Raw genomic sequence first — 13,399 nt, forward strand, 5'->3', positions numbered from 1 at the left:
GTCGGTTTCGATCCCTGGGCCCGCACCCGCCCGGTCCCTGAGCCCGCACCCACCCGATCCCTGAGCCCGCACCCACCCGATCCCTGGGCCCGCACCCACCCGATCCCTGAGCCTGTCGAAGGGACGTTGACACGTCTTATCGAGAGTCGTTATGTTAACGAACATCGATAACAACGATATTCGATACGGAGGGCATGATGGCTTTACGAATGGGCCGACCGTCTATGGCTGAGGCGGTGGCGTTAGGACTGGTGGCGACCAGTGCGGTGAGCATCGGGATCGCGGCGATCGTGGGGGCGATCGGCGCTGGGGTCGAGATCTTCGGGTCGCCGGTCGCGGTCGATCTGCCGGTGCATGATGCGCCGATAGGCGGGCTGTCGGATGCCGCGGGCATCACCGCCGCCGAATACACGCAGTCCGTGGTTTCTGTTGAGGCGCTGTCTGGCGGCGCTCGCTGGCTCTTGTTCGGGGAGGCCGCGCTTCCTGCGCTGGCGACGGTGATCGTGTGCGCGTCGCTGTGGTGGCTCGGGTTCTCGCTGATCCGGCAGCGGGCGTTTCGGCGCTCTATGGTTCCGACTTTGGCGACGGCCGCGGTCGCGCTGATTGTGGCGGGGATGATCGGTCCGTTTCTCGGCGGGCTCGGTCGCGCTGAGGTGGTGGAGCAGTTGCCCACGAGCGTTGACACGTCGCAGTTCTGGACGTTCCTGGTCTCGGCGGACCTTGCGCCGGTCGGGTGGGGCATTGCTCTCGCCCTCGTGGCGACGGCTTTCGAGGTCGGTCAGCGTCTGCAACGCGAGACGGAAGGATTGGTCTGATGAACACGAAGCAGGTGAAATCGGATCGGAACGATCTGAACACGGCGATCATCGTGGGCGGTCTGGTCATCGGTTGGCTGCTGTATGACGGCATCCGCACTCTCGTGCAGTTGTTTGCGACGGCCGGTTCGGTGACGGTGACCACACGGGTGCCTGCCCAGGAATTCGTCGTGGGGATCGGAGCGGGTGCGTCGGCGACCGTCGACACCGCAACGCTGACCGTGGAGGATGTGAACGTCGTGAGCGTGGTGTGCCTGGTTCTCGCGATTGTGTTGCGAACCGCGTGTCTGGTCGGTGTCACTGCGCTCGGTGTCCTGCTGTGCCGTCGGCTGATGCGAGGTGCGGTGTTCGACAGAGTGAACTCCCGGCTGACGTTCGCGATGTCTATGGGGCTGCTGGCCGCGGGGCTGGCGTGGGCGTGGTTCGAGAACATGGGACTGAATGGCGTGTTCGCGGCCCTGGGCGGCGAGTTCGATGGGCAGTGGATGCTGCTCATGGATGGCATGCCGCTCTTCGTCGCCGCGATTGCGTTGGGCGTGCTGGTGATCGTGTTCCGTCGCGGGACTTCGCTGCAGAGGGATGCGGAGGGGTTGGTGTGACTCCCCCGCCGCCGGAAGATGAAGAGACCGGCATCCACTGTCGACTCGATGAGCTGTTGGCTGCGCGCGGGATGACGCTCACGGAGTTGAGCGCGCGGGTCGGGGTGTCGATCGTGAACCTTTCGGTGCTGAAGAACGATCGGGCGCGGGCTATTCGCTATTCGACGCTGCGGGCGATCTGCGATGTGCTCGAGTGCGAGGTGGGTGAGCTGTTGGTGCTGGCTCCGCCTGCTGGACGGTCGCGCTAATGGGTGCGGCTGAATCACCCCGTGGGGCGGAATCGCTTGGGTGGCGGGTCAATGTCGGCGAAGGCGTAGCTGAGCACCGTGCGTGTTCGCATCGCCCACTTCTCCCCTGATGCGGCATGCAGGATGAAGTCGTCTTTCGCTCGCCGAGTGATCTTCCACTCGCGATTATGCAAATTCATGTGGTGAAACCGGCAGAGCAGGATGCCGCGATCGATGTCGGTGTGACCTTGATCTTTTTTCCATTCATCGATGTGATGGGCTTCACAATAGGAGGCTGGCCGATCGCAACCCTGCCATCGGCATCCGCCGTCGCGGATCGCGAGCCCGATGCGCTGTCTTGGAGTGAAAAGCCGTTGCTCTCGGCCCACATCGAGCGGATTTCCGCACTCATCGATCGTCACGGGTACGACGCCTGTGTCGCAGATGTGCTACTCGGCAACTGCCGCCGGCATCGACATCACGTGATCTTCGCTGTGCGCGACTGGAGCCGCAGTTCCGTCAGCATCCACAACCTGCACGAGTCGCACGCCGGCCTGCCGGGTTCCGAACACGCTCTTCGCGTCGGCGAGTGTGCCGGCGCGCATCACATCGAGGATCAGGTCATAGGCGAGCTGGTCATTGGTTCGTGGGTCGTCGATGAGGGACTTCGCCCGCTCCTGCTCGTCGGAGTCGACGAACCTCGGACCTCCGCGCCGCGGACGCATCGCCGCGGCCAGAATCGTCTCGATGAACAGGTCGCCTTCGTCGTCGAGCACCATGTTCGCGCGCTTTTGGCCGTCTTGATCGCGGTAGGTGCGGAAGGATCGCTTCTCGAATCTCGCTGCGAACCGCGCCTCTGCTCCCTCTGGGTCAAGCAGATCCCGGATGCTCCGCGCCTGATGCCAGAGCTCCTCAGCCGTGCACTCGCGCGACGCGTCGACCAGCTGCTCGGCGGCCTGCGCCCACGCCGCGCGCGCGTTTTCGCGTGCCGCCGCAATCGCCTCAGCATCCATCAGCTCGGCGCCATTCTCGAGCGCGGAGTCATTCTCGAACTTGGTGTCGATCTCGGGCGGCTCTCCGAGTCCGCGTTGGATCGCGTCGAACTGGGCCGATGTCACCCGCGCATCGCGCAGTGCGTTCCGAAGAGGCTGAAACCACGGCTCGGGCGGCGAAGGAGTATCGGCCTCGCCACTCTCGGTGAGCAGCTGCCCATCACCCGAGGATGATCCGGCGCCGTCGTCAACCAGCGCCTCACCCACGCGAGCCACGCGGTTCGCTTCTGCCTTGGTCGATCCGGTGAGGTCTTGGATCAGTGCCGCCGCCGATCGGTGCCCCCGCGATGCCGAGAGCCCGGAGTGCCCGTGCTCTCGCTTCGAGCGCAGGGCGATCACTCCCGCCGCCGCAACCTGAATCTGCTCAACTTGGCGGGCCAGTGCGGCCGTCTCGGCCATCACTCTGACGACCTCAGCATCGGGCATCTGCATCATCGACGCTTGGGCGCCCGCGACGCTTTCACCCGCGGCGAGCTGCCCACACAGGGTGGGGATCAGCGCCGCGACGTCGGTGAAAGTTGCCATACTTCATACTCTCAGAGTCCACCGACATTGCGACAAAGATTCTAGGATCTGTGGATAACTACGCGGCCGTCATTCCACCGCAACCACGGTGTCGTACAGACCGTAGCGTCGCAGCCCCTCGTGTGATTCGATTCCGGTGTACGAGAGCGAAGCATCCGCGCGATGCTCAGCGTCCAGACGCTCGTGCGCATCGCCGAGGCGCTGAAGACCGAGCCCGGCGACTTCCTCGATGGGCTCACGTCAGAGATGTTCGGCGGCACCGCGCCGCGGCGGCGCGCCTCGTAAAAAGCTCCGCGTCACGCAACGTCACAACATGCGTGGGAATGAATCTTCGCGTCTAACGTTTAAATCCGTGGCGCGCGTCCGGAGTGCGCCTGATCTGGAGAACCATGAGCACGACTGCACGCGCCCAAAAGGCACCCGATACCCGCGGCCCCGTCCGCAAACTGCTGACATCATTCGGCTTCCAGATCCTCGCGGCCCTGGTGCTCGGCATCGCCGCCGGCCTCATCGGACGCCAGCTCGGTGCGACAGCCGACACCCCCAACGGCCTCTCCGCCACCCTCGACACGATCGGAAGCTCGTACGTCACGCTGCTGCGCGCGGCCGTCGTCCCGCTCATCTTCACTGCGATCGTGGCCAGCATCTCGAACCTGCGCCGCGTGCAGAACGCCGCGCGCCTGGCAGGTCAGACGCTGCTCTGGTTCGCGATCACCGCGTTCATCGCCGTATCGATCGGCATCATCCTCGGCCTGGTCATCCAGCCCGGATCCCGCGCAGGCGCCGGCCTCGAGCCCGGCGAGCCGTACACGGTCGGCACGTGGTGGAACTTCCTCCTCGGCCTCATCCCGCAGAACTTCCTCGGCCTCGGAGTGAGCAGCTCCTTCGACGCTGAGGCAGGAGCTGTGGCATCCTCGGTGAACTTCAACATCCTGCAGGTGATCGTCGTCGCCGCCGTCGTCGGCATCGCCGCCCTCAAGGCCGGCAAGAAGGCCGAGCCGTTCCTCGTCTTCACCGAGTCGCTGCTGAAGATCATCCAGCGCGTGCTGTGGTGGATCATCCGCATCGCCCCGATCGGCACCTTCGGCCTCATCGGATCAGCCGTCATCAAGTACGGCTGGGAGAAACTCGCATCCCTCGCCTGGTTCGCCGGCGCCGTCTACATCGGCCTCGCCCTCGTGATCTTCGTCGTCTACCCGATCCTGGTCAAGACCCACGGCCTGTCGATCAAGCAGTACTTCACCGGTGTCTGGCCCGCCGTGCAGCTCGGCTTCGTGAGCCGCTCATCGATCGGCACCCTGCCCCTCACCGAGCGCGTCACCGAGCGCAACCTGGGCGTGCCCCGCGCCTACGCCTCCTTCGCGGTTCCCTTCGGAGCCACCACGAAGATGGACGGCTGCGCCGCGATCTACCCCGCCATCGCCGCGATCTTCGTCGCACAGTTCTTCGACATCCAGCTGAACTTCGTGCAGTACCTGCTGATCGTCCTGGTCTCGGTCGTCGGCTCCGCCGCCACCGCGGGCACCACCGGCGCGATCGTCATGCTCACCCTCACCCTCTCGACGCTGGGCCTGCCCCTCGAAGGCGTCGGCCTGCTCCTCGCGATCGACCCCATCCTCGACATGGGACGCACCGCCGTCAACGTCGCAGGCCAGGCACTCGTTCCGACGATCGTCGCCAAGCGCGAAGGCATCCTCGATGAGGAGCTCTACAACGCGCCTCGCGAAGGCCTGCCGTTCGCGGACGATTCAGACGACGATGAGGCGGATGCCGCCCCCGCCGGCCCCGCCGGCCCCGCGACCGAACCAGTCGCCGCGCGCTGACACCCTCGATAACGGGCGATGGGCATCACTGCCCATCGCCCGTTGCCGTACCTGCGGGCAGCGCCTCATAGGCTGGTGCTCATGACCGGAACCCTGCGCACCCGCACCCGCCTCCTGCTCGCACTCCCGATCGCCGCCGCAGCGATCTCCCTCGCCGCGTGCTCCGGCGTCGGTGCCACCGGAGGCGACGCCCGACCCACGGCCGACGAGCTCAGCTCCGGCATCGCCACGATCCTCGAGGACGCAGGGCAGGGCGATGTCCTCACCGCCGACCAGCTCGACTGCGTGGCCGGGGAGTTCCTCGATTCCAAGGTCTCCGACAAGGATCTTCAGAGCCTCGCCAATGGCAAGGACGAGCAGACCTCTGAAGAGGCCAAGGATCTCGTCTCGCAGACGATGTCCGAGGCCGCCATGACCTGCAGCGCCGAGTAGCGTCTACGCGCGCGGCTGCGACCAGATCGCACCGCGCGTGTCGAGCGCGAGCTCTTCGGCGTCGATCGCTGTCATGAGCTCGCGCATCAGCTCCTCGTCGAGATTGTCGTCATCGCGCTCGGCGAGAAGCACCTCGCGACGCACGTGCAGCCATCCCTTCGACAGCGCGACGAGATCCTCATACGACGGCTGGGGCATCGATTCCTCGAGGTCCTGCGCGCGATCGGTGTCGGTCTCGACCCGCGTCATCCGCTGGGCGAAAGCATCGAACGCTTGCAGCTGACGTTCGTCGTACTTACCAGCCCAATTCTCGCGCTGCTCGGCAAGATACGCCTTGCCCGCCTGGCGGCTGCGCTTGCGCACCGCGGCCATCGCCCTGGCATCCTCTTCGTGATCAACGTCGCCTTCGATCTTGAGCTTTTTGATCAGCACCGGCAGCGTCAGCCCCTGCAACAGCAGCGTCGCCACCGTCACGATAAAGGCGACGACCACGATCGCGTGCGATGACTTGTCATCGAGCGCCGCAAGATCGGATGCCGCGAGCGCAGTCGCCAGCGTCACCACACCGCGCATTCCCGCCCACGAGATGACCGCGTTGTCCTTCCAGTCCAGCGTGGGCTCGGTCAGCCGCTTCTTCATCTGCTCCGCCGTCAGCGCCGGGCGTCCCGGTCTCGGGCGCGCTTGCGTGCGTCCTGAAGCCACCATCCGCTCCCAGCGTGCAAGCCGCTTTCGCTCGGCCCACCGCGCCCATGCGTGCGCGGGATAGATGTAGAGCGGACGCACCAGCAGTACGGCGAGCAGCACGGCCCCGGCAAGCAGCAGGAACTGGCCGACCGACTCCGAGCTGAGATCGCGCAGCACTCGCGGGAACTGCAACCCGATATAGGCGAAGACGAAGCTCTCCAGCAGCAGATCAGCCGACAGCCACAGCGGGGCCTCCTGCTGCCTGGTCGTGTAATCGGTGCGCGGAGCGTTGAACCCCACGTACAGTCCCATCGCCACGACCGCGAGCACACCAGATCCACCGAGATGCTCGGCGATCGCGTAGGCGCCGAACGGCACGAGCAGCCCGAAGGTGCCGATCACCACCGGGTCGGCCACCCGCATACGCAGCTGATGCAGCACGACACCGAACACGAGGCCGACGAACACCCCGACCACGACCGCGACCACGAACTGCCAGATGCCGTCCCATACGGTCAGCGCAGCCCCTGCGATGATCGCCGCGAACACCCGGTACAGCGTCAGCGAGGTCGCATCGTTGATGAGACTCTCCCCCGACAGCACCGTCATGATGCGCCTCGGAAGACCGAGCTTCCGACCGATCGCGGCAGCGGACACCGCATCCGGCGGCGCCACGATCGCCCCCAGCAGCAGCGCCCCAGGCAACGTCAGCGACGGCATGATCAGCCACGCCACCACCCCGACGACGGCAGTGGTCAGCAGTACGAGCCAGATCCCGAGCCGGCGGATCTGCGGCAGGCTGCGCTTGAATCCCACGAACGAGACGTCCAGCGCCGCCGAGTACAGCAGCGGCGGAAGCACGACGCTCAGCAGCAGATGACCGTCGATCTCCAGATCGGGGATGAACGGAATGAAGGATGCCGCGAGCGCCACGACCGTGACCAGCAACGGCGCAGGCCATCCCCGCCACCGCGCGATCGCCGCCACGATGACGGCTCCGACCAGCACGTAGAAGAAGGTGGCATCCATGCGGAAAAGACTATCGGCGCCCTTCCGGGAATGACGCCCGTATCCGTTCGGTTGCACCAAGGTGATGACTGCTTCAGCCCCCGCTCTGTCCGTGCTCGACCTCGTTCCGGTGCGCACCGGCCAGACCAGCGCAGAGGCGATCAACGCCTCGCTATCGCTGGCTGAGACCGCCGACCGGCTCGCCTATCACCGGTACTGGTTCGCCGAGCATCACAACATGCCGGCCGTGGCATCCACGACCCCACCCGTGCTGATCGCGGCCGCCGCCGCGCGCACCAAGACCATGCGTCTGGGTTCCGGTGGTGTCATGCTCCCCAACCATGCGCCGCTCATCGTCGCCGAGCAGTTCGCGGCTCTCGAGGCCATCGCTCCTGGGCGCATCGACCTCGGACTCGGCCGGGCGCCCGGCAGCGACCCGGTCATCACTCAGCTTCTTCGCGGCTCAGGAACGACCAGTGACGTGGAGCAGTTCCCCCGCCATGTGCAGGACATCACGATGCTCCTCAGCGGTGAGGGTGCGACGGTGCGCTTCACGTCGGGTGGCGAGTACATCGTGCATTCGACGCCGGCCGCGACGAGCACGCCGGAGGTCTGGCTACTGGGTTCGAGCGACTACTCGGCTCAGCTCGCGGCATCCCAGGGCCTGCCCTACGTGTTCGCCAACCATTTCTCGGGCCAGGGGCTCGAGCGCGCGCTGGATCTGTACCGCACGAACTATCAGCCGAGCGAGGCGCACCCGGCACCTCGGACCTTCCTCACCGTCAACGTCGTCGCCGCCCCCACCCCCGAAGAGGCCGAGGCGCGGGCGCTGCCGCAGCTGCGCATGATGTCGCGGCTGCGGTTGAACAAGCCGCTGATCGCGCTCGAGACGGTCGATGAGGCGCTGGCCGCGGCATCCGACCCCGCGACCGACCAGGTCGTCGAGGCCGCCCGCTCACGCTGGTTCGTCGGCACCGGCGCGCAGGTCGCGACCGAGCTGCGCGAGTTCGCGACGAAGTTCGGCGTCGACGAGGTCATGGTCTCACCCGTCGCCGGCGCGTACGAGACAGAGCCGATGGATGCTCCGGCCGGCCGAGCCCAGACGCTCGAGCTCGTCGCCGCCGCGCTTTAGCGTCGGCGGGTGCGCGCGCTCGCGCGCGGGATGCTTTTCGCGGCCCCCACGCCGTCTTAGACCCGAAATCCATCCCACGCGCACCGACCGAAGCACCGGCCGACGCGCGCCGCACCCTACCGCGTGACGAACGAGGACGAACGAACGAGTGGAGTCAGGCCTCGGGCTCGCCTGCAATGAGGGCGCGCAGCCAGTCGCGCGCCTCGACGAACACGTCATCGGCGTAGCGGTCGGGGTACTGCACGATCCGGCGATCGGCCCGCGGGTACGACCCGAGGTAGACCACGCGCGGGCTGAAGCGGCGGATGCCGAGCAGCGCATCGGCCATCCGCTCGTCGTGCACGTGTCCGTCCGCATCGATTACGAAGCGGTAGCGACCGAGCGCATCTCCGATGGGGCGGGACTCGATGAGCGACAGGTTGATGCCGCGGGTCGAGAACTGCTCGAGCATGTCGAGCAGGGCTCCCGGCTGATCGTTGGGGAGTTCGACGATGAGCGAAGTCTTGTCTGCCCCGGTCGGATCCGGCGCGGTGGTCGTCCGCGTGACCAGCACGAATCGGGTGACGGCCGACGTGTTATCGCCGATCTCGGAAGCGAGCACGTCGACGTCGTAGTGCGCCACGATTCCGGGAGGTGCGATCGCCGCCTGCGCGGGCGAGGTCCCCTCGAGCACGCTGATGGCGGATGCGACGTTGCTCGCCGCCGGAACATGGGAGTGGTTAGGCAGATGCTCGCCGAGCCAGGCGTGACACTGCGCATAGGCCACGGGATGCGCGGCGATCGCAGAGACATCCTCGAGCTTCGTCCCACGAGGGGCGACGAGCACGAAATTGACCTTGACCAGGTATTCACCGACGATGCGGAGCCCCGGGAGAGTCGCCAGAGCATCCTGAGTCGTGGAGACGCCACCCTCGATGGAGTTCTCGATCGCGATCATCGCCGCGTGGCTTCGCCCTTCGAGCACATCCGCGAGCGCCTCGCCGACGTTGTGCACCGGACGGCGATCGTGCCCCCGAGCCTCGGCCACCTGATCGAGCGCTGCTTCGGTGAAGGTGCCCGCTGGCCCCAGGTAGCTGTAAGTACGGCGTTCAGTCACGCGTTTCACCTTAGCCCCGTCCTCCCCGCACCCGCCTTGTCATTCAGGATGCGCGCGCGCCCGGATCGGGGCACACTGGAAGCATGACCAGCCGTGCCGGCCTCCCCGCGGAGGAAAAAGACCTCATCGATGTCGACGCCCTCATCGCCGCCTACTACGATCGGCACCCTGATCCTGCTGACCCCGCACAGCGCGTGGTCTTCGGCACGAGCGGCCATCGCGGCTCGTCGCTGACCGGCAGCTTCAACGAGAACCACATCCTCGCCACCACGCAGGCGATCGTCGACTACCGCCGCACGCAGGGCATCACCGGCCCGCTCTTCCTCGGTCGCGACACCCACGCCCTCTCGCTCCCCGCCGAGCGCAGCGCGATCGAGGTGCTCGTCGCGAACGGCGTCGACATCCGTGTCGACTCCCGCGACTCGTGGGTGCCGACTCCGGCGCTCAGCCACGCGATCCTCACGTACAACCGCGCCCTTCGACAGGCTCAAGGACCGGGAGCCTCGGATGCCGCCGAACGAGCAGACGGCATCGTCGTCACCCCTTCGCACAATCCTCCCCGCGACGGCGGCTTCAAATACAACCCCCCGCACGGCGGCCCCGCCGACACAGATGCCACGAGCTGGATCGCAGACCGCGCGAACGCGCTGATCGAGGCGGGCATGGAAGGCGTGCAGGCCACGAGCTTCGCCGACATCGATTGGGACTCGCTCCCGAGCTACGACTTCCGCGACGCGTACGTGCGCGACCTGCCTTCGATCATCGACCTCGACGCGATCAAGAACGCTGGTGTGCGCATCGGCGCTGATCCTCTCGGCGGAGCATCCGTCGACTACTGGGCCCTCATCAAAGAGATGCACGGCCTCGACCTCACCGTCGTGAACCCCGAGGTCGACCCGACCTGGCGCTTCATGACGCTGGATTGGGACGAGAAGATCCGCATGGATCCGTCCTCACCGAGCGCGATGGCCTCGCTCGTCGCGCGTCGCGCAGATTTCGACATCCTCACCGGAAACGACGCCGACGCCGACCGCCACGGCATCGTCACCCCGGATGCCGGACTCATGAACCCCAACCACTACCTCGCCGTCGCGATCGACTACCTGTTCTCGCACCGCGCGGAATGGCCGCGGGATGCCGCAATCGGCAAGACCCTCGTCTCATCGATGATCATCGACCGCGTCGCCGAATCGCTCGGCCGCCGTCTGCTCGAAGTTCCCGTCGGCTTCAAGTGGTTCGTCCCAGGGCTCCTCAACGGATCGGTGGCCTTCGGCGGCGAAGAGTCGGCCGGAGCGTCGTTCCTGCGCCGCGACGGATCCGTCTGGTCGACCGACAAGGACGGCATCCTGCTGTGTCTGCTGGCCGCCGAGATCATCGCCGTGACGGGCAAGTCCCCGTCGGAGCGCTATGCGGAGCTCGAGGCCGCGTTCGGAGCATCCGCTTACCAGCGCGTCGACGCACCGGCGACGCCGGAGCAGAAGGCGACGCTCGCTCGCCTCACCCCTGAGTCGGTCACCGCGACCACGCTTGCCGGCGAGGAGATCACCGCCAAGCTGTCGAACGCTCCTGGGAACGGTGCGGCGATCGGCGGGCTGAAGGTGCAGACCGAGCACGCGTGGTTCGCCGCGCGCCCTTCGGGAACCGAGGACGTCTACAAGCTCTATGCCGAGAGCCTGCGCGGCCCCGAGCACCTCGCCGAGGTGCAGGCCGAGGCCCGCGCTGTGGTTTCGGCCGCGCTGGGAGCCTGAGGCGCACGCCACTCAGGTCGCGAATTGTGCCGCTCTGCGCGCGTGAGAACGGCATAGTTTGCGACCTGGGCACGGGTCGAGGCGCTTAGACGCTCGCAGCGAGCGCCTCGCCCGCCGCGCGCAGCCACTGCGCCGGGTCCTGAAGAGCGGATGCTGAAGACCCCGCGAGATCAGTCAGCGAAGCGGATGCCGCGAAAAGCCCCGTGTCGGCATCCTCATCGATGCGTCCTGCGACGAGCATCGGCTTCGCCCCGCCCCTCGCTGCGAGCCCCGCGACGAACGACGGAACCTTGCCATCACCAGACTGTCCGTCATAGGCGCCTTCACCGGTGACGACCACATCGCTGCCCGCGATAGCGTCAGCGAGCCCGATGAGGAGCGCGACCTCCGCGGCCCCTGGCGCGAGGTGGGCACCCCAGACGATGAGTGCGCCGCCGACCCCGCCGGCTGCTCCCGCGCCTGGCCTGGTGCGCTCAAGGCCCAGCAGGCCAGCGAGCTGCGCGAGTGCGGCATCCGTTCGTTCGATATCACCAGCGTCTGCGAGACCCTTCTGCGGACCGAAGACGGCCGCCGCCCCGCGCGGACCGGTCAGCGGATTGGTGACGTCGGTGAGCACGTGCACCTCGGGAGCCGCGCGCAGACCGCTCAGGTCGGCGTGTGCAATGCCGGACAGTCCGCGCGCACCGAGCGGAACCTCTGCGCCGGACTCATCGAGGAATCGTGCGCCGAGCGCGCGCAGCATCCCGGTGCCGCCATCCGTCGATGCGCTGGATCCGATGCCGAGCACGACACGCGAGACTCCGTAGTCGAGAGCCGCGCGGATAGCCTGCCCGAATCCCGTGGAGTCGGCATCCCATGGGCGCAGCTCGTCCAGCAGCTCGATCCCCGACGTGGAGGCCATATCGATCACGGCCGTCCCCGCGGGCGCGTCATCCGAGCCCGGCAGGAGCAGCCAGCTGGTGTCGATCGGGCGGCCTGACGGTCCATCAACCCGCACCGGCATGCGCTGGGCACCCGCAACCGCGGCCTCGAATGCCGCGACGGTGCCCTCGCCGCCATCGGCCATCGGTCGCAGAACGAATTCGGCATCCGAATCGACTCGCCGCCAGCCCTCCGCCAGAGCGGATGCCGCCTCCAGAGCGGTGATCGTGCCCTTGAAACTGTCCGGTGCGAGAACGACCCTCATGAGCTCATCTTCGTGCTGGAGCGCTCTACCAGGCGCGTCGGGATCAGCATCGAGGGCGTCGATTCTGCGTGCTCGATATCCGCGATCAGCGCGGCCACCGCGGCCTCGGCGAGCGCAGGAAAATCCTGCCGGATCGTCGTGAGGGGCGGGCGGTAGTTCGCGGCATCCGGAACGTCGTCGAACCCGATCACGCTCACATCTTCAGGTACGCGGCTGCCACGTTCGGCAAGAGCACGCATGAGCCCGAGCGCCATCTGGTCGTTCGCGCAGAACACCGCAGTCGCGCTCTCGAGAGCGGCCGCGGCGGCATACCCCGACTCCGCCGACCAGTCACCGCGAACGATCTGTGGCGCATCGATGCCCGCATCCTGCAACGTCTCGCGCCAGCCGCGCTCACGCTCGGCAGCGGCGAAGGAGTCCGCTGGCCCCGCCAAGTGGTGCACGGCGGCGTGCTCTCCCTGCAGCAGATGACGCGTCGCTTCGGTGGCACCGCCGGCATGATCGCTGCTCACCGTGCTGACAAAAACCGTGCTGACGAACGCAGACGCTGAGCCGTCTGATGCACCGTCGACGACCACGAGCCGGAGCCCGGCCGGAGACTCCGCCGAGCGGGTGAGAGCCGACGCCTCGTTCAGAACGATCGCGCCGTCGACGCCCTGATCCTGCAGTCGGTCGAAGGCCTCGGCGATGCTGCTCGCGGCGGTCACGACCAGCAGCGCGTAGCCACGACGTTCGGCCGCTTCGGCGGTAGCCTGCAGCATCCGGGAGTTGCCGACCGTCGCGAGCGTCGTCACGACCAGTCCGATCGTGTGAGTGCGCCCTGTGCGCAGCGCGCGCGCGGCGCGATGGGGTCGGTAGCCGAGCTCGGCCATCGCCTTCTCGACTCGCGCCCGGGTGGCGGGGTCGACGCGGGGGCTGTCGTTGACGACGCGCGACACGGTCTGCCCTGACACCCCGGCCCGGCTGGCCACCATCGCCATCGACACGCGCCCGGGCGCAGAACTGCGGCGCTTTCGCGGCGGCTTCTGGCCGAGTAGGTCGTCGGTCACCGGCATCCTCCGTTCACGACTGC

14 protein-coding genes are annotated in these 13,399 nt (G+C 67.1%); 8 read left to right on the forward strand and 6 right to left on the reverse strand.

Translation table 11 applies throughout. The features are described from left to right. The first annotated feature begins 209 nt into the window (after window positions 1-209). The 3 genes from ACN0RC_RS03675 to ACN0RC_RS03685 are packed head-to-tail and all read left to right on the forward strand — an operon-like array spanning window position 210 to window position 1,662. Window positions 210-815: a hypothetical protein gene (locus ACN0RC_RS03675; RefSeq protein ID WP_417508927.1), complete on the forward strand. Its 606-nt coding sequence runs from the start codon at window positions 210-212 to the stop codon at window positions 813-815. Beyond that, complete coding sequence (locus ACN0RC_RS03680; RefSeq protein WP_417508929.1) at window positions 815-1,414, forward strand: hypothetical protein; 600 nt, start codon at window positions 815-817, stop codon at window positions 1,412-1,414. Before ACN0RC_RS03675 ends, ACN0RC_RS03680 begins: the two co-directional genes overlap by 1 nt. Next, window positions 1,411-1,662: a helix-turn-helix domain-containing protein gene (locus ACN0RC_RS03685; RefSeq protein ID WP_417508931.1), complete on the forward strand. Its 252-nt coding sequence runs from the start codon at window positions 1,411-1,413 to the stop codon at window positions 1,660-1,662. The genes ACN0RC_RS03680 and ACN0RC_RS03685 overlap by 4 nt, the downstream gene beginning before the upstream one ends. Before the next feature lie 14 nt (window positions 1,663-1,676). On the opposite strand, the gene ACN0RC_RS03690 is transcribed toward ACN0RC_RS03685, so the two are convergent. Both ACN0RC_RS03690 and ACN0RC_RS03695 read right to left on the reverse strand, forming a co-directional pair. After that, entirely contained in the window at window positions 1,677-2,063 is a 387-nt protein-coding gene (locus ACN0RC_RS03690; RefSeq protein ID WP_417508933.1) for an HNH endonuclease signature motif containing protein, read from the reverse strand. Between the two features lie 27 nt (window positions 2,064-2,090). Beyond that, window positions 2,091-3,218: a hypothetical protein gene (locus ACN0RC_RS03695; RefSeq protein WP_417508935.1), complete on the reverse strand. Its 1,128-nt coding sequence runs from the start codon at window positions 3,216-3,218 to the stop codon at window positions 2,091-2,093. 162 nt (window positions 3,219-3,380) lie between these two features. On the opposite strand from ACN0RC_RS03695, the gene ACN0RC_RS03700 reads away from it, so the two are divergent. The 3 genes from ACN0RC_RS03700 (at window position 3,381) to ACN0RC_RS03710 (ending at window position 5,473) form a co-directional block, all read left to right on the forward strand. Further along, the gene (locus ACN0RC_RS03700) at window positions 3,381-3,503 is read left to right on the forward strand and encodes a hypothetical protein (RefSeq protein WP_417508936.1); all 123 of its coding nucleotides are present in this window, start codon (window positions 3,381-3,383) and stop codon (window positions 3,501-3,503) included. Between the two features lie 104 nt (window positions 3,504-3,607). Next, window positions 3,608-5,041, forward strand: coding sequence for a dicarboxylate/amino acid:cation symporter (locus ACN0RC_RS03705; protein WP_417508938.1), 1,434 nt, complete (start codon window positions 3,608-3,610; stop codon window positions 5,039-5,041). Window positions 5,042-5,122: 81 nt separating this feature from the next. Next, window positions 5,123-5,473 carry a hypothetical protein gene (locus ACN0RC_RS03710; RefSeq protein WP_417508940.1) on the forward strand — a complete coding sequence of 117 codons (351 nt, stop codon included), beginning with the start codon at window positions 5,123-5,125 and terminating at the stop codon, window positions 5,471-5,473. Between the two features lie 3 nt (window positions 5,474-5,476). Here the strand turns inward: ACN0RC_RS03710 and ACN0RC_RS03715 are convergent, their stop codons facing one another. Next, the gene (locus ACN0RC_RS03715; RefSeq protein ID WP_417508942.1) at window positions 5,477-7,186 is read right to left on the reverse strand and encodes a cation:proton antiporter; all 1,710 of its coding nucleotides are present in this window, start codon (window positions 7,184-7,186) and stop codon (window positions 5,477-5,479) included. Window positions 7,187-7,250: 64 nt separating this feature from the next. Here ACN0RC_RS03715 and ACN0RC_RS03720 point away from each other — a divergent pair, with 64 nt between their 5' ends. Continuing rightward, entirely contained in the window at window positions 7,251-8,297 is a 1,047-nt protein-coding gene (locus ACN0RC_RS03720; RefSeq protein ID WP_417508944.1) for an LLM class flavin-dependent oxidoreductase, read from the forward strand. 154 nt (window positions 8,298-8,451) lie between these two features. Here the strand turns inward: ACN0RC_RS03720 and pheA are convergent, their stop codons facing one another. Beyond that, window positions 8,452-9,402 (reverse strand): prephenate dehydratase, encoded by a 951-nt coding sequence (pheA, locus tag ACN0RC_RS03725; protein ID WP_417508946.1) that lies wholly within the window; start codon window positions 9,400-9,402, stop codon window positions 8,452-8,454. Window positions 9,403-9,476: 74 nt separating this feature from the next. Between pheA and pgm the strand changes: the two genes are divergently transcribed. Next, window positions 9,477-11,141: a phosphoglucomutase (alpha-D-glucose-1,6-bisphosphate-dependent) gene (gene pgm, locus ACN0RC_RS03730; protein ID WP_417508948.1), complete on the forward strand. Its 1,665-nt coding sequence runs from the start codon at window positions 9,477-9,479 to the stop codon at window positions 11,139-11,141. An 85-nt stretch (window positions 11,142-11,226) separates the two neighbouring features. Here pgm and ACN0RC_RS03735 read toward each other — a convergent pair whose 3' ends face one another. Continuing rightward, window positions 11,227-12,327: a glycerate kinase gene (locus ACN0RC_RS03735; protein ID WP_417508950.1), complete on the reverse strand. Its 1,101-nt coding sequence runs from the start codon at window positions 12,325-12,327 to the stop codon at window positions 11,227-11,229. After that, complete coding sequence (locus ACN0RC_RS03740) at window positions 12,324-13,307, reverse strand: LacI family DNA-binding transcriptional regulator (RefSeq protein ID WP_417509622.1); 984 nt, start codon at window positions 13,305-13,307, stop codon at window positions 12,324-12,326. Before ACN0RC_RS03740 ends, ACN0RC_RS03735 begins: the two co-directional genes overlap by 4 nt. Between the last annotated feature and the right edge of the window lie 92 nt (window positions 13,308-13,399).

The sequence above is a fragment of the Microbacterium sp. genome, assembly GCF_048259935.1.
Lineage (GTDB): Bacteria > Actinomycetota > Actinomycetes > Actinomycetales > Microbacteriaceae > Microbacterium.